Source organism: Pseudomonas sp. RIT409 (assembly GCF_003052515.2).
In the GTDB taxonomy this organism is placed as follows: Bacteria; Pseudomonadota; Gammaproteobacteria; order Pseudomonadales; family Pseudomonadaceae; genus Aquipseudomonas.
Genome location: NZ_QARE02000002.1, coordinates 1 through 14,567, shown reverse-complemented (window position 1 = coordinate 14,567; position 14,567 = coordinate 1). Strand labels below are relative to the sequence as shown.

The window sequence follows — 14,567 nt, the reverse complement described above, 5'->3', positions numbered from 1 at the left end:
ATTGGTATTCACTTGGATATCGGCCGATGTTCACGGCGTCAACGCAGTTGCGCTCTATCTTTTCCCGCCCTTCGTTCCTGGCATTGCTGGCCGCGTTGTTGAGCGCTGTTGTGCTGCTGGCGGGGAGTTTCGGGCTGGCAATGCACCAGGCGCGCCAGGAGGAAAGTGCGCAAATGAACGCTCAGGGCGAGCGCTTTCTGGCCCGCCTGGAGCAATTGTTCGGGCAATTGCGAACCGGCCTCGATCAGCTTGAGGCACAACCGTTGCGCGGGTGCAGCCCGGAAATGATCGAGCTGCTGCGTCAGGTCAACTCTCGCTATCGCTTCATTTATGAAGTGGCTTACGTCGATGGTGCGCAATTCTGCTCCAGTTGGACCCGTCAAAGCATGATCGGCAAAACCCGCGCCCCGGACATTCGGGGGCCAACCTACGATTATTGGCTCAACACTTCGACCCAACCCGACGATAATCTGGCTTCGTTGATGCTCGGGCGGGGAGAGTTTCGCGTCTCGACGTCCCGTGGCCATTTGACCGACGTGGTCGACCTCCCCGCAGGAGGCAGTCTGGTAGTGGTTCTGGATCAAGGCGCCAAGGCCGTTCCCGTGCTTGGCCCTGCGCAGCTCTGGCCCCCCACCCCGGACTGGACGCCCACCTCTGCCGAGACTCTCCTCACCACGCAGGACAAGCTGATCTACCGGATGCCCACGCAGAGTCCGGAGTATCAACTGGTCCTGATCACGCCGCGCAACGGCCTTCAGCAGAAGGTAACAGGTGCCTGGTGGCTGCTCGTGCCGGCCAGTCTTCTGGTATCGCTCTGCGTCGGGATTCTGGTCTTCCAGTTGGTCCGCCAGCGACAATCCTTGGGTGGCGAGCTGCAAGGGGCTTTGCGTCGCGGCGAGTTGAAAGTGCTGTACCAGCCCATTTTCGACCTCAACACCCGGCTGTGCGTAGGTGCCGAGGCTTTGGTGCGCTGGCGACGACCTGACGGCACGCTGACCAGCCCCGACCTATTCATTCCTCTCGCCGAAAATACCGGACAGATCCGCCAGATCACTGACTTCGTGTTGCAGCAGTCGCTTGAGCAGCTCGGGCAGTTGTTGCGTGCCAACCCCCATATCTACGTCTCGGTCAATCTGGCTGCCTGCGATGTCATGGCGCCCCGCATTGGCAGGGTCACGGCAAAGCTGCTGGCGCTGCATCGAGTATCGCCGCGGCAGATCGCCTTCGAGGTGACCGAGCGAGGGTTGGTGGACGTGGTGGTCGCACGCAACCATCTCCAAGCGCTGCGCGAGCGTGGCCATCAGGTCCTGATCGACGATTTTGGTACGGGTTATTGCAGCCTCGCCTATCTGCAAACCCTGCCCGTCGACTGCCTGAAAATCGACAAAGCGTTCATTGATGCCCTGGGGCATGACGCGGCCAGCAGCGGCGTCGCACCGCACATCATTCGCATGGCCCATGCGCTGGATTTGCGGGTCATTGCCGAGGGCATCGAGTTCGAATCACAGGCGTTGCTGCTCAAGAGCGAAGGGGTGGTTTACGGTCAGGGCTGGCTATTTGCTCGGCCCCTGAGCGCTGCCAAGTTCACTGAGCTGGTGACAGGGGGACGTCGCAATGCGTCGCGCCGCGCGGATGATGTGGCGTGAGGGGATCGGCCATCCGGTACAGTCGTTTTAAGGGCCGGGTCGCTACAACGGCAGCGCCATATAGAACTGCGTTCCCTGGCCCGGACGTGAGTAGACGCCCATGCGCCCCCCGTGCAGTTGCACGATTTCCTTGCACAGAGCCAGCCCCAGGCCGGCGCCGCCTTTTTTGCGCCCTACCTGAACAAACGGCTCGAATATCCGCGCCTGCTGACCGTATGCGATGCCTTCGCCGTTGTCTTCGACGCTGATGATCAGCCGCTCGCCATGGCGCCTCGCCTGCAGTCGGATCAACCCGGACTGGGGCGTGTGACGCAGCGCATTGTCCAGCAAGTTATCCAGCACGCGCTCCAATTGCGCTTTGTCGGCCTGCAGGCGAGGGAGGGGCTCCTGCGTTTCCAGTTCCACCTGCACGTCCTGCTTTTGTGCCGAGTCCGCAAAGCGCTGGCGCGCCTCATGCAGCAGCTCACCGACATCACAGGGGGCTAGCGTGAGCTTCTGCAGACCATTCTGATAGCGGGAGAAATTCAGCAGATCGTTGATCAGTTGCATCAAGCGCTGCATTTCCTCGTTGACCGTTTTCAGCAGGTCGGTTTCGCGAGAGTCGGGGTCAAAATGCACGCGCTCCTGCAATAGACCGAACGCCATGTGCATGCCCGTGACCGGAGTGCGCAGCTCGTGTGAGGCGCGCAGAACGAACTCGCTGCGCACGCGCTCGAACGCGCGTTGCTCGGTGACATCGTGCAGCACCATCACGGCGCCGAGGATGTGGCCTTTGGTGTGGCTGACGGGTGTGAGGCTGTAGGTCAGCAGGCGGGTTTCGCCGTCGATCTCGATCGACAGGTCCTCCGGCGCCCTTTCAAGGGTTCCGCCGCGCAGCACCAGATATAACTGTTCATCCAATTCAGGACGTTGCAACGCTTCGCCCAATCCCTGCCCGAGACGTCCCTCCTCCCAACCCAGCTGTCGCTGGGCAACAGGGTTCAGGTGCTCCAGCCGCCCTTGCCGGTCAATCATCAAGAGCCCGTCGTCGATGCTGTCGAGCACCGCTTGCAGCCGTTGTTGGCCCGCCAGCAGCTCATCGACATTCGTCACCTGATGTTGGCGCAGGGCTTCTGCCATGATGCCGAAACGCCGGGTCAGCAGATTCATCTCCGCAGCCGATGAGATGGGCAGTGTCACCTCGAAATTGCCTTGACCGATCTTGTCCGCTGCCTTGGCCAGCGCCTCGATGGGCGCGCCGAACCGTCGGGCGATACCGTGAGCGGTGATGAACCCGATCACCAGCACTGCCAGCCCGACCAACCCCAGCAGTGCGGCCACCCAGAGCGCTCGCGAGCGCGACGCGCTTTCAGCCTGGCTGATGTTGGCCAACGCTTGGCGATGGGCGTCGAGCAGCCCGTTGCGCAATGTGTTGAAGGTGTTCGTGACCGCCTTGTCATCACTCATGGCATTGGCAGGGTCGCTGGACGATTTCAAGGCCTGCAGAAAGTCGGCGTAATCCTCTCGCGCCTTGTCGAAGCCGCTGTGGGTTCCAGCCTGCTGGTCATGCTCGATGCCTTGCCCAAGCAGGTCTTCGAACTGAGCCTGATAGTGGTTGAGCACCGTCAGGTCGGGTTTGTCCTTGAGCAACATGACCAGTTGGTCGCCCAGGTTCTGCCTTAATTTGAGGCCGATATCCAGCGTGATGAAGTTGTGGCGGATCAGCTCTTCCTGAGATCGGGCCATTTGCATGACGCTGACCAGACCGAGCAAAAGCCCCAGCAACGCGACAGTGATCAGCGCGGAAATGCTAAGGAACAGTCGCGTTCGCAACTTCATCGTCAACTTCATGAGTAAAGGATCACAGGTTGTACTGTTTGCGTTTGCGATACAGCGTCGAGGCATCGATCCCGAGGGTACGAGCGGCCTGATCGAGCGTATCGCTCGTGGCCAGTACCGCGCCAATGTGTGCCTTTTCCAGCTCATCCAGGCTCAGCGGGGCGCCGACGCGTGGCGCATTATTGGTCGGTTGATCGCCCATGCCCAGATGACTGATTTCCACTTTTTCCTGTGGGCAGATGATGCTCGCCCGTTCGATGACGTTACGCAGCTCGCGGATGTTGCCTGGCCATCGGTAATTGACCAGCGCTGTACGAGCTTCTTCACTGAATCCCCGCGCGGGGCGGCCGTAGTCCTTGACGAAGCGCGCCAGAAACCGGTCTGCCAGGGTGAGAATATCCTCGCCCCGTTCGCGCAGGGGCGGCAGGTGCAGCGTGATGACGTTAAGGCGATACAGCAGGTCCTCGCGGAACCGCCCTTCGCGGACCATATCTTCCAGGTTCAGGTTGGTGGCGGCCAGAATGCGGACGTCGGCCCGGCGGGTCACGGGGTCGCCGACGCGTTCGTATTCCTTGTCTTGAATGAAGCGCAGCAGCTTGGGTTGCAACGTCAGGGGGAAGTCGCCGATTTCATCGAGGAACAACGTTCCGCCATCTGCCTGGTTCACCCGGCCCAACGTACTCTCGCTGGCCCCGGTGAACGCGCCGCGACTGTGCCCGAACAACTCGCTTTCCATCAGCTCTGCAGTGAGCGATGGGCAGTTGATGGTGACGCAAGCCTTTTTCGCTCGCTTACTCCAACCATGAATGGCACGCGCCAGCTCCCCTTTACCGGTTCCGGATTCGCCAAGAATGAGGATGTTGGCGTCGGTGCTGGCCACTTGGCGTGCGGTCTCCAGAATCGCCATCATCGACGGGCTGTGGGAATCCAGGCCGTCTTTGGGTTTGCGCACCTCGCCTTCCAGCGCTTCGAGGCGAGCCGAAAGCTGGCGAACCTCCAACTGCTTGGCGGTCGCCAGGCGCAGTTGATCCGGGCTGCACGGCTTGACCAGATAATCCGCGGCCCCGGCTTGAATCGCGTCGACTGCGGTGTCCACCGCTGAATGGGCGGTGACGATCACCACACGCATCCAAGGCGCTTGAATGCGCATTTGTGCCAGCACATCCAGACCATTGTCTTCCCCCAGACGCAGATCCAGAAAACACACGTCGAACACCTGCCGCTGCAACAGCGCTTCGGCCTGGGCCGCGCTGTTGGCGGTGGCGACGCTATAGCCTTCATCTTCCAGGCAATACCGAAACGTGCGAAGGATGGCGGATTCATCATCCACGAGCAGAATACGGCCCTGATTCTCAGTGGCTGCTTCCATTTTTCCTACGCTCCTAAGTGAATTGTCTTGGTTAGTCCCGGAAAGATCGGGCAAGTTGCATGGTTCATTCTGATTGATTCGGCGTGTTGCATGGTAGCGATATGCCAAAAAAACACCTCTTGCGGCGTTGCAGGACCTTCGAGGTCGAGATGCCCGGCAGAACGTCTGGCGCAATGAAAAGTCTTCAGTAGCACTTTTGCCACTGACTGGAGATTTGTCATGTATCCGTTCAAGCGCGTCGCACTGGCCGTAACCGCCGCCGGTTTGCTGGGGCTCACCCCTCTCTTGGCGCATGCCGCGCAAAGCGATTTGCAAGCGCAGCTGACCCAGGCCCGGCAGGAGGGATCAATCTGGACGGCGTTTGCGCTGAACCGCCACCTCAGCCCGTTCAATATCGGGGTGAAAGTCGAACAAGGTACGGCCACCTTGACCGGTAAGGTCGAGAATCAAGTGGATAAGGACCTGGCTGCGCAAATTGCCGGCGACACTCAAGGTATCGACAACGTCGACAATCAACTGCAGATCGACCCGCAGGTCGCTGCCGAGCCTGGCACCAAGGCCAACATGGCTCAGCGCTTCGACGATGCCACGCTGGTCGCAACGATCAAATCGAAGCTGCTGTGGAACAGCGTGACGGAAGGGCTGAACATCGAGGTGGCCGCGGCGCAAGGCGTTGTGACGCTTAAAGGCCAGGCGAGAGATGCCGACGCCAAGCTGCTCGCGGGGAGCCTGGCCAGCAATACCGAGGGCGTGACGGACGTGAACAACCTGATCAGCGTCAGCGCGCGCGACACCCAAGCCATCAAAGAACAAAACGAGGCGCAAGCCGACAGCGTTCGCGAAGAGTTCAGCGATGCCTGGATCACCAGTAAGGTCAAAGCCAGCCTCGTTTATAGCCGCACGCTCGACGGCCTGAACATCAAAGTCGAGACAAAGGCGGGCGTAGTGCGTCTTGACGGTGTGGTCCCCAATTACGCCGAAAAAGAGTTGGCGGTGGACATCGCCCGTAATATCCGCGGCGTGAAGGGTGTGGATGCGGACACACTGCGAGTGACGGCACGCAGTGCAGGTTGAATGCGACGTCCCTGATCACGCAGACGCTCCGTTCCTCTGGGTCGTGCATTACGCACGATCCCAAACCTTCGATCGTGCACCTTGCGTGCCCGATGGTTGATGAGAAGTTTAATAACCTATTGATTTATAACGTATTTACCTGGCATTGAAATCTGGCACACAGGCTGCAATACCTCCGCTAACAAGGTCTTTATCAACGACCGACAAGATTTTCCGGAGCTGAATCAATGAACACTCAACGCCTTGCCGCCCTGCGTATCTCCCCTCTGCATATTCAGCAGAGCTTGTTCGCCAGCTTGGCGTTGCTCATCACCCTGATCATTGTTCAACAGTTCGCTCACTGGACTCAAAAGCAGGACGTCGCTCCACATTCAACGCTCTCCGTTCACAGCGCGCCATTCGCCAAGGCGAGCGCGCTCAAAGCGACAGATGTGGGATTGAGCTTCCAGTCGGTTGAAGGCACTGCGGCGTCCGTTGATCAAGCGCCGCGCCAACAGAGTTGGGTTTTCTGACCGCTGCGGCGGTGAGGGCACGACCTGCCACGAGGACCACGCCGGTCACCTCGCGGTAGTCAGAAATCAAAAACAGTAAGGAGAGTCACCATGTTGAGCTGGGCTATCACATTTCTGATCATCGCCATCATTGCAGCTGTATTGGGCTTCGGTGGTATCGCAGGCACCGCAACGGGTATCGCGAAGATTCTCTTTATCGTGTTCCTGGTGATGTTCGTCGTGTCGTTCTTCTTCGGTCGCCGCGGTCGGGGCTGACCGCATGGGTGGCAGACACTTCCATGCACTGACGCTGGCGCTGCTGACAAGCGCCAGCGCTACGGTGATGGCCGCAAATGACGGCCAGGCCAGGGTCAATGAGCTTCTCAGCTCCGACCCTGAGTATCGGCAAACGTGGTCGAGCGTTGTGAAAAAGGAAGAGCGCTTGCCCGATTGGGTGATCAATCTGTCCGGCTCATCCGACCAGATGAATGCCGTAACGGAGGATGGGGACAAGTATCTCGTCGGTCCCCTTTGCGAAACCCAGGATACCTGTATCCAGAAGCGGCTTATCGTCGCCTTCAGCCTGGATAAGTCGCACGCATACGCAATGTTGGTAGAGGTCCCGGCGGGGCTGCCTGCCGACAAGTCCCCTACACGGCATGCCGATTACCGGTTTCTCGGCAAGCCCGACGAGGGGATGCAGGGTCTTTTACGGGAACAGCTGAAGAAAGACCCGAACTGGTACTGATTCAGATGACGGGAGATCGGACCATGAAGGGTCTCCCTGAACACCGCGCAGCCCGAGGAGGGTTTGCGCGTGACCAAGGGGCCGGGACGTTCTGACCAAAGGAGTGGTTGCAGCGACCCAAGTACACAGGGAGTGTTCTCACGCGTGGGCCGGGTCAGGAAGCCGCAACGCAAGTCCATTGTCGGATCAAATCTGATCATGGGCTTGCGACGCGCAAATTGTTTTTAATTCGCTCAATTCGATTCGGGCGCTAAATGACCTTGAGTCGAGAGGCGGCCGTGCGCCGTTCAGGCGTTGACCGCTCCGGTGACCTGACCGTACATCGAGAAAAATTTCCCCATCCGCGGGAAGAATCAGGCCTCCACCCCTACCTCCTCACTCTTCGCTGAGCGAATGTTCAGTAACGCTACAGGCGACATTTTAGCCACTTCTCAGCACAAAAAGCCCCGCTGGCGGTTGCCCCGCGAGACGTCGCTTTCGCTAACTCATTGATTTTTCTAATGCCGATGCTGCATGGGTCAGTCACTTACGGCATTAGACGTCGGTCCAGTGGATGGGAATAGTTGCGCCCTTTTTCCGCCTGCTGAGCGCATGGACGCTCTTTGCAGAGACCTTCTGGACAGGGCGGGGTGTCCGCAGTGCGCAGAGCTTCGTGCAAGCCACTGTGGCGTCATGAACTGTCCATGCCAACCGCAACAAAGGTAATGACATGAAGAAGGCAAAACTGAGCCTGGCCTGGCAGATTCTGATCGGTCTGGTGCTGGGCATTCTCCTAGGCGCCCTGCTCAACCATTTCAGCGCCGACAAGGCCTGGTGGATCAGCAATATCCTTCAACCTGCCGGGGATATCTTCATCCGTCTGATCAAAATGATCGTCATCCCGATCGTCATCTCCTCGCTCGTGGTGGGTATTGCGGGGGTGGGCGATGCAAAAAAGCTGGGCCGCATCGGCCTCAAGACGATCATTTACTTCGAAGTGGTCACCACCCTGGCCATCGTGGTCGGATTGGTGCTGGCCAATCTCTTTCATCCCGGCACTGGCATCGACATGAGCACGCTGGGCACTGTGGATATCTCCCAGTACGAGAAAACCACGGCGGAAGTGCAGCATGATCATGCGTTCATTGCGACGATTCTGAATCTGATCCCGTCCAATATTTTCGCCGCCATCAGCCGCGGCGACATGCTGCCGATCATTTTCTTCTCGGTGTTTTTCGGCCTCGGGCTGTCCAGCCTGAACGCTGAGGTTCGCGAGCCATTGGTCAAAGTGTTCCAAGGCGTTTCCGAGACGATGTTCAAGGTCACACACATGATCATGAACTACGCCCCCATCGGCGTATTCGCGCTGATCGCCGTGACGGTTGCCAACTTCGGCTTCGCTTCGCTGCTGCCTTTGGCGAAACTGGTCATTCTGGTTTACGTGGCCATCGCCTTTTTTGCATTCGTGGTGCTGGGGCTGGTCGCCCGCCTGTTCGGTTTCTCGGTGGTCAAGCTCATGCGTATCTTCAAGGATGAGCTGGTGCTGGCGTATTCCACGGCGAGTTCCGAAACGGTACTGCCGCGTGTGATCGAGAAGATGGAAGCCTATGGCGCTCCCAAAGCCATCAGCAGCTTCGTGGTGCCGACAGGCTATTCATTCAATCTCGACGGATCGACCCTCTACCAGAGCATTGCTGCGCTGTTCATCGCTCAGCTATACGGTATCGATCTGTCGATCGGCCAGCAGTTGATGCTGGTCTTGACCCTGATGGTCACCTCCAAGGGCATTGCTGGCGTACCGGGTGTCTCATTCGTCGTGCTGCTGGCGACCCTGGGCAGTGTAGGCATTCCATTGGAAGGCCTGGCGTTCATTGCCGGTGTCGACCGCATCATGGACATGGCGCGCACCGCACTCAACGTGATCGGCAACGCCCTGGCAGTGCTGGTGATCGCCCGTTGGGAAGGCATGTATGACGACGCCAAGGGCCAGCGCTACTGGAACTCCCTGCCCCATTGGCGCAGCAAGGAGGCCTCGCCGACGCGTCAGTCGGTCGTCGAGTGACCCGTCTCGCTTGAAGTCAGACCCCGGCGTGTCCGGGGTTTGTTGTTTCGTCCTGCGCCGCTATCATCCCCGCATCGTGTGAGGGGGTGTACTGATGCTCAATGGCCTGTGGCTTGGCTTTTTCGTGGTCGCGGCAGTTTCCGCGCTGGCGCAGTGGCTGGTGGGCGGCAATGCCGGGGTGTTTGCTGCGATGGTCGAAAGCATTTTCGCCATGGCCAAGCTGTCAGTGGAAGTCATGGTGCTGCTGTTCGGTACGCTGACGTTGTGGTTGGGCTTTCTCAACATCGCTGAAAAGGCCGGAATCGTCGACTGGCTCGGCAAAGCACTTGCGCCGCTGTTCCACCGCCTGATGCCTGAAGTCCCTCGCGGGCACCCCGCGTTGGGGCTGATCACGCTCAATTTTGCGGCCAACGCCTTGGGTTTGGACAACGCCGCCACGCCCATAGGCCTGAAAGCCATGCGCTCGCTGCAGGAGCTCAACCCCAGCCAAACGATTGCCAGCAATGCGCAGATCCTGTTTTTGGTGCTCAACGCTTCATCGCTGACCTTGTTGCCTGTGACGATTTTCATGTACCGCGCGCAACAAGGTGCGGTCGATCCGACCATGGTTTTCCTGCCGATCCTCCTGGCCACGAGTGCTTCCACGCTGGTGGGCCTGTTGTCGGTAGCGTTCATGCAGCGTCTGCGGTTATGGGACCCTGTGGTGCTCGCCTATCTGGTCCCCGGCGCGCTGCTGCTTGGCGGATTCATGGCCATCCTCGCCGGGCTGTCCGCGGCGGCGCTGTCGAGCCTGTCGTCCATTCTGGGTAACGTCACACTGTTCGGCATCATCATGGTTTTTCTGCTGGTGGGTGCGCTGCGCAGGGTCAAGGTGTACGAGACTTTTGTCGAGGGCGCCAAAGAAGGCTTCGATGTGGCGAAGAACCTGCTGCCGTACCTGGTGGCGATGCTCTGCGCTGTCGGTGTTTTGCGGGCTTCGGGCGCTCTGGACCTGATCCTTGAGGGGATTCGCCACGCCATCCAATGGGCGGGCCTGGACACCCGATTCGTCGACGCATTGCCCACGGCGCTGGTCAAGCCGTTTTCCGGCAGTGCCGCTCGAGCGATGCTGATCGAGACCATGAAAACTCAGGGCGTCGACAGCTTCCCTGCTTTGGTGGCTGCGACCATTCAGGGAAGCACCGAAACCACATTCTATGTGTTAGCCGTTTATTTTGGGGCCGTAGGCATTCAGCGCGCGCGTCATGCGGTCGGGTGCGCGCTGCTGGCCGAGTTATCAGGCGTGATCGCCGCCATTGCGGTGTGTTATTGGTTCTTCGGCTCGGCGGTGTAATGCTTCTGGCCCTGCTCGACGGTCCACTGCATCACTTGGGCGGTCAGCGCATCGCTGGCTTGACCGAAGCTGGCCACAACGGCTGAGACCTGCTTGTCGGCCACGGGTTGGTGGACCTCGAAACGGCGGCTGGCGATGATCCGCTGGCGGTCGTCCGCCAGCCGCGCGTCGAGACGAATCACCACTTCAATGGCCTGCCCCCGGTACTCGCTCTGAAACGCCTGTAGCTCGCCCCCCAGCTCGAAATCCGCCTGCAGATTGCTGTCGTCGGTGCTGATCGACTGCACACGACCATCACGGTAAAAAGCGTCAGCCAACCGGTTACGCAGCAGCGCTGGCGCAGGATCACTCCAGCGCGCACCTTTGTAGCTACTCAGCACGTCCCCCTGTGGAATGACTGCAATGCGCGCGCTGTCCAGGGTTTCGCTGGCCTTGGGCCGCGCCACGCGTAACGACCAGGCCACCGGCGTCGTCGCTTTGCTGGCGGCCAAGGTGGTGGGTAGGCGATAGACATCGGAAGGCTCTTGCTTGGGCAGAATCGAACAGGCGGCTATGGCCATCAGTGCGCTTGTCAGCAATGAGCGGGTGAGGAACTGACGTGCAAGCCTCATGGCTCGAACTCCTTATTCTTGTCGCTACCGAGCAGGTAGCCGCTGGGGTTGGCGTTCAAGCCGCGGGAAATGGTCTTGAGCGACGCCAGTGTTTCACGCAGTTCGCGGATCGCCGGGCCCAACTCGCTCAGGCCTTGCAGCCCACCGTCGACCGAGTCTTTGTTGGCTCTGATCAGCCGGTTGATCGTGTCGGTACTTTCCTGCAACGACACCATGGCCGCCTGGCCGGTGGCGATCGCCTGCTTGCCGTCCACCGTGAACAGCACGTTGGCGTTGCGCATCGCTGTTGAGGTCTGGTCGAGGGTGCTGCTGGCCTGTTTGCTCAACGCCAACAGCTGCTTGAGCGTCTGACGAATGTCGTCGCGCTGTTCGGCGATCACCGCAGTGGTCTGCTCCAGGTGACCCAAGGTATTGCTCAAGGCCACTACGTTTTTGGACGACAGCAGTTCATTGGCGTTGTGAAGCAGCGAGTTGATCCCGGTCAGCAGATCGTTGCTGTCGTTGAGCAGCCGCGAGATAGGTGAAGGCGATGCGATGATTTCCGGCAGGCTGCCATCATCGCTTTTGAGCGGCTGGCTCTGAGGCGTGCCGCCACTGAGTTGGATGATCGATGTGCCCGTAATCCCGGCCAGGGCCAGTTTGGCGAAAGTGTCGCGTTTGATCGGGGTCTCGCCGGCGACGCGAATCTGGGCCAGCACCCGGCGTGGGTCCTGTGGGTCGAGGCGAAGGTTGACGACATCCCCGACCTTGATGCCGTTGTATTGAACAGGGCTGCCACGGGACAGCCCCGTCACCGCCTCGTTGAACACCACTTGGTAGTCCTTGAATGCGGTGTCGATGCTGGACTTCGCCAGCCACAGGCCGAACAGTAACGCGGCGGCGACCGCGATCACCGTGAACAGGCCGATCAAGACGTGATGGGCGCGGGTTTCCATCATGAGACCTCGTGAGGGTGAGTAGCTGCAGCGTAGGCCGAGCGGCCACGCGGGCCATGAAAGTATTCGTGAATCCAGTCGTCCTTGTAGGCCGAGACCTTGTCGATGCTGTCGGCCACCAAAACACGCTTTCGCGCGAGCACGGCGACGCGATCGGTGATCGTGTAAAGCGTGTCCAGATCGTGGGTCACCATGAACACACTCAGGCCGAGCGCGTCGCGCAGGGTCAGGATCAGTTGATCGAACGCCCCGGCGCCAATCGGGTCGAGGCCCGCCGTGGGTTCATCGAGAAACAGAATGTCCGGGTCCAGCGCCAGCGCTCGAGCCAGTGCTGCGCGCTTGATCATCCCGCCGGAAAGCGAGGCGGGGTATTTGTGGGCCGCCGACAACGGAAGCCCGGAAAGCGCCATTTTGATTCCGGCCAGGTGCTCCGCCTCTTCTCGGCTCAAACCGGCATGTTCGATCAAGGGCAGCGCCACGTTTTCCGTGATCGTCAGCGAGGAGAACAAAGCCCCCTTCTGAAACAGCACACCAAAACGCCGTTCGACCAATGAGCGCTCTTTATCTGGCAGATTCAGCAGGTCCTTCCCGAGCACCTGAACATTGCCCTCTGCAGGCCTTTGCAAGCCGACGATGCTACGCAACAGAACAGACTTGCCGCTCCCCGAACCGCCGACCACCGCGAGAATTTCGCCACGATACAGGTCCAGGTCGAGGTTGTGATGCACGACCTGGGGACCGAAGCGGTTGCACAGGCCTCGAACCTGAATCACTGTTTCATTGGGTTGAACGCAACGTCGGGTCACCAGCCCATCTCCATGAAGAACATCGCAGCCAACGCGTCCAGCACAATGACCACGAAAATCGATTGCACCACGGCCGATGTGGTGTGCGCGCCCACCGATTCGGCGCTGCCTTCCACTTTGAAGCCTTCCAGGCAGCCGATGGCGGCAATGAAGAACGCGAAGATCGGCGCTTTGACGATGCCTACCAGAAAATGCTGCACACCGATGTCCGCTTGCATCAACGACAGAAACATCGCGGGTGAAATGCCAAGGGACAGCGCGCATACCACCCCGCCTCCGATGATGCCGCACATCATGGCCAGAAACGTCAGGACCGGCAGTGAGATCAGCAGCGCCAGTACGCGGGGAAGTACCAGCATTTCTGTAGGGCTCATTCCCAGCGTGCGCAAGGCATCCAGTTCCTCGTTGGCTTTCATTGAGCCGATCTGTGCCGTGAAGGCGCTGGCAGTACGGCCTGCGAGCAGGATGGCGGTCAACAACACGGCAAACTCACGCAAAAAAGAAAAGCCAATCAGGTCGACGGTAAAGATCGTTGCGCCGAAGGCCTTGAGCACCGTAGCGCCGAGAAACGCGACAACCGCGCCCACCATGAATGTGAGCAGCGCGACGATGGGCGCCGCGTCCAGACCGATCTGTTCGATGTGAGCGATGACGGATGTGGTACGCCAGCGCCTTGGGCGCAGCATCGTGGCGACGAAGCTTTGCAGGATGAGCCCTATGAAGCCCAGCAATTGCAGGGTGTCGTTCCATACCACTTCAACCGCGCGTCCGATCCGCGCCAGCAATTGCGTACCGACCGGCACCTCTGGGTCTTTCACGGGCTGGCAGTAGTCGCACAGCGCACTCTGAATGGTTTGCATCAACGCACGGCTGGATTCCGGCAGATTCGGCGCCTGCACGGCCAGCAGTCTCAGTCGCTGGGCACCGAGTAATTCCACCAGCAGCGATGCCCCGGCCGTATCCAAGGCGCCCAGCCCATCCATGTCGACCTGCGTGGCAGGGCTGAACGCAGCGCTCAGCGCATCGGTCTGGCGCTTGAGGTCGTGATAATGGGCGAGCGTCCAGTCTCCGGCAATCCACATTTGTGCAGGATGTGTCGAAGTGTCCAGTCGGACACTGCCGCACGCATTCGGCGAGCGGTTGGCGAGGCTCATCGTTGGGGTCATGGGCACGAGCTTAGTTGGTTTTTGCCGGGTCAGATGAACCCTCTGCTGGCGCATCTTCATCATTGTGCCCTGCGCCGGATGAGTCCGTTTCCTCTGCGCCGGGCTTGAGACCCGCAGGCTTGATCTTCTTGCGCGTAACAGCAGGCTGATCCGTATCGGTCACTTCAAAGCGCAACACGCCGATCATTTGGCCATCCTCCGTCATCACACGCACCTGCCACTTACCGAGCACATCCGGTGGGAAATTCTGTTTGTGGGTCCACGCGCGGTAGCCTTCCTTACGTCCACCGTGAATGTCTAGTGCAATTCGATCCACCTCTTCGCCGTTGTGGCGCCACACGTGATAGATCCGCTCGTCCAGACCGCGCGGCGCATTGATCGACGTATAGGCGTAGAGCCCGCTGCTGCGCAACTGGTTGACGCCGATTTCCTGAACGCTTTCGCCTGGGCTGCGATTCTGGTTGTCGAACTGTGTGCTGACGGCCACCTCCGTCATCCACAGGGTGGCCGGTGGTACCCAGGAGCGCAG

The 14,567-nt window shown here is 59.7% G+C and carries 14 protein-coding genes; 7 read left to right on the top strand and 7 right to left on the bottom strand.

Annotation, left to right across the window (positions count from 1 at the left end; translation table 11 throughout):
• Window positions 1–26: 26 nt before the first annotated feature.
• Window positions 27–1,646, top strand: coding sequence for an EAL domain-containing protein (locus DBP26_RS02585; protein ID WP_108236403.1), 1,620 nt, complete (start codon window positions 27–29; stop codon window positions 1,644–1,646).
• A 42-nt stretch (window positions 1,647–1,688) separates the two neighbouring features.
• On the opposite strand, the gene DBP26_RS02580 is transcribed toward DBP26_RS02585, so the two are convergent.
• Both DBP26_RS02580 and algB read right to left on the bottom strand, forming a co-directional pair.
• Complete coding sequence (locus DBP26_RS02580; RefSeq protein WP_108236404.1) at window positions 1,689–3,476, bottom strand: KinB sensor domain-containing domain; 1,788 nt, start codon at window positions 3,474–3,476, stop codon at window positions 1,689–1,691.
• 10 nt (window positions 3,477–3,486) lie between these two features.
• Window positions 3,487–4,833: a sigma-54-dependent response regulator transcription factor AlgB gene (gene algB, locus DBP26_RS02575; RefSeq protein ID WP_108236405.1), complete on the bottom strand. Its 1,347-nt coding sequence runs from the start codon at window positions 4,831–4,833 to the stop codon at window positions 3,487–3,489.
• Window positions 4,834–5,052: 219 nt separating this feature from the next.
• On the opposite strand from algB, the gene DBP26_RS02570 reads away from it, so the two are divergent.
• The 6 genes from DBP26_RS02570 to DBP26_RS02545 all read left to right on the top strand — a co-directional run bounded on the left by DBP26_RS02570 (window position 5,053) and on the right by DBP26_RS02545 (window position 10,520).
• Window positions 5,053–5,907, top strand: a complete 855-nt coding sequence (locus DBP26_RS02570; protein WP_108236406.1) for a BON domain-containing protein — start codon at window positions 5,053–5,055, stop codon at window positions 5,905–5,907.
• A gap of 227 nt (window positions 5,908–6,134) precedes the next feature.
• A complete protein-coding gene (locus DBP26_RS02565; RefSeq protein ID WP_108236407.1) occupies window positions 6,135–6,419 on the top strand; it encodes a hypothetical protein in 285 nt (94 codons plus the stop codon).
• Between the two features lie 90 nt (window positions 6,420–6,509).
• Window positions 6,510–6,674 (top strand): DUF1328 domain-containing protein, encoded by a 165-nt coding sequence (locus DBP26_RS02560; protein ID WP_108236408.1) that lies wholly within the window; start codon window positions 6,510–6,512, stop codon window positions 6,672–6,674.
• A gap of 67 nt (window positions 6,675–6,741) precedes the next feature.
• Window positions 6,742–7,146: an inhibitor of vertebrate lysozyme family protein gene (locus DBP26_RS02555; RefSeq protein WP_256601188.1), complete on the top strand. Its 405-nt coding sequence runs from the start codon at window positions 6,742–6,744 to the stop codon at window positions 7,144–7,146.
• A 709-nt stretch (window positions 7,147–7,855) separates the two neighbouring features.
• Window positions 7,856–9,187, top strand: a complete 1,332-nt coding sequence (gltP, locus tag DBP26_RS02550; RefSeq protein ID WP_108236410.1) for a glutamate/aspartate:proton symporter GltP — start codon at window positions 7,856–7,858, stop codon at window positions 9,185–9,187.
• Between the two features lie 94 nt (window positions 9,188–9,281).
• Window positions 9,282–10,520 (top strand): spore maturation protein, encoded by a 1,239-nt coding sequence (locus DBP26_RS02545; RefSeq protein ID WP_108236411.1) that lies wholly within the window; start codon window positions 9,282–9,284, stop codon window positions 10,518–10,520.
• Here DBP26_RS02545 and DBP26_RS02540 read toward each other — a convergent pair.
• From DBP26_RS02540 to DBP26_RS02520, 5 genes are all read right to left on the bottom strand, one after another.
• Window positions 10,493–11,131 (bottom strand): ABC-type transport auxiliary lipoprotein family protein, encoded by a 639-nt coding sequence (locus tag DBP26_RS02540; protein WP_108236412.1) that lies wholly within the window; start codon window positions 11,129–11,131, stop codon window positions 10,493–10,495. The two genes, DBP26_RS02545 and DBP26_RS02540, sit on opposite strands and share 28 nt — an antisense overlap.
• Window positions 11,128–12,066, bottom strand: coding sequence for an MlaD family protein (locus tag DBP26_RS02535; RefSeq protein WP_108236413.1), 939 nt, complete (start codon window positions 12,064–12,066; stop codon window positions 11,128–11,130). Before DBP26_RS02535 ends, DBP26_RS02540 begins: the two co-directional genes overlap by 4 nt.
• Complete coding sequence (locus DBP26_RS02530) at window positions 12,066–12,872, bottom strand: ATP-binding cassette domain-containing protein (RefSeq protein WP_108236414.1); 807 nt, start codon at window positions 12,870–12,872, stop codon at window positions 12,066–12,068. The genes DBP26_RS02535 and DBP26_RS02530 overlap by 1 nt, the downstream gene beginning before the upstream one ends.
• Window positions 12,869–14,026 (bottom strand): ABC transporter permease, encoded by a 1,158-nt coding sequence (locus DBP26_RS02525; RefSeq protein ID WP_108236415.1) that lies wholly within the window; start codon window positions 14,024–14,026, stop codon window positions 12,869–12,871. The genes DBP26_RS02530 and DBP26_RS02525 overlap by 4 nt, the downstream gene beginning before the upstream one ends.
• Before the next feature lie 22 nt (window positions 14,027–14,048).
• Window positions 14,049–14,567, bottom strand: a 519-nt coding sequence (locus DBP26_RS02520) for a DUF2914 domain-containing protein (protein ID WP_146752950.1), incomplete at its 5' end; no start/stop codon positions are given.

Excerpts from the sequence above, each read along its gene's own strand:
- DBP26_RS02585 (WP_108236403.1), top strand. The coding sequence starts at position 27 with ATGTTCACGGCGTCAACGCAGTTGCGCTCTATCTTTTCCCGCCCTTCG.
- DBP26_RS02580 (WP_108236404.1), bottom strand. The coding sequence starts at position 3,476 with ATGAAGTTGACGATGAAGTTGCGAACGCGACTGTTCCTTAGCATTTCC.
- algB (WP_108236405.1), bottom strand. The coding sequence starts at position 4,833 with ATGGAAGCAGCCACTGAGAATCAGGGCCGTATTCTGCTCGTGGATGAT.
- DBP26_RS02570 (WP_108236406.1), top strand. The coding sequence starts at position 5,053 with ATGTATCCGTTCAAGCGCGTCGCACTGGCCGTAACCGCCGCCGGTTTG.
- DBP26_RS02565 (WP_108236407.1), top strand. The coding sequence starts at position 6,135 with ATGAACACTCAACGCCTTGCCGCCCTGCGTATCTCCCCTCTGCATATT.
- DBP26_RS02560 (WP_108236408.1), top strand. The coding sequence starts at position 6,510 with ATGTTGAGCTGGGCTATCACATTTCTGATCATCGCCATCATTGCAGCT.
- DBP26_RS02555 (WP_256601188.1), top strand. The coding sequence starts at position 6,742 with ATGGCCGCAAATGACGGCCAGGCCAGGGTCAATGAGCTTCTCAGCTCC.
- gltP (WP_108236410.1), top strand. The coding sequence starts at position 7,856 with ATGAAGAAGGCAAAACTGAGCCTGGCCTGGCAGATTCTGATCGGTCTG.
- DBP26_RS02545 (WP_108236411.1), top strand. The coding sequence starts at position 9,282 with ATGCTCAATGGCCTGTGGCTTGGCTTTTTCGTGGTCGCGGCAGTTTCC.
- DBP26_RS02540 (WP_108236412.1), bottom strand. The coding sequence starts at position 11,131 with ATGAGGCTTGCACGTCAGTTCCTCACCCGCTCATTGCTGACAAGCGCA.
- DBP26_RS02535 (WP_108236413.1), bottom strand. The coding sequence starts at position 12,066 with ATGGAAACCCGCGCCCATCACGTCTTGATCGGCCTGTTCACGGTGATC.
- DBP26_RS02525 (WP_108236415.1), bottom strand. The coding sequence starts at position 14,026 with ATGAGCCTCGCCAACCGCTCGCCGAATGCGTGCGGCAGTGTCCGACTG.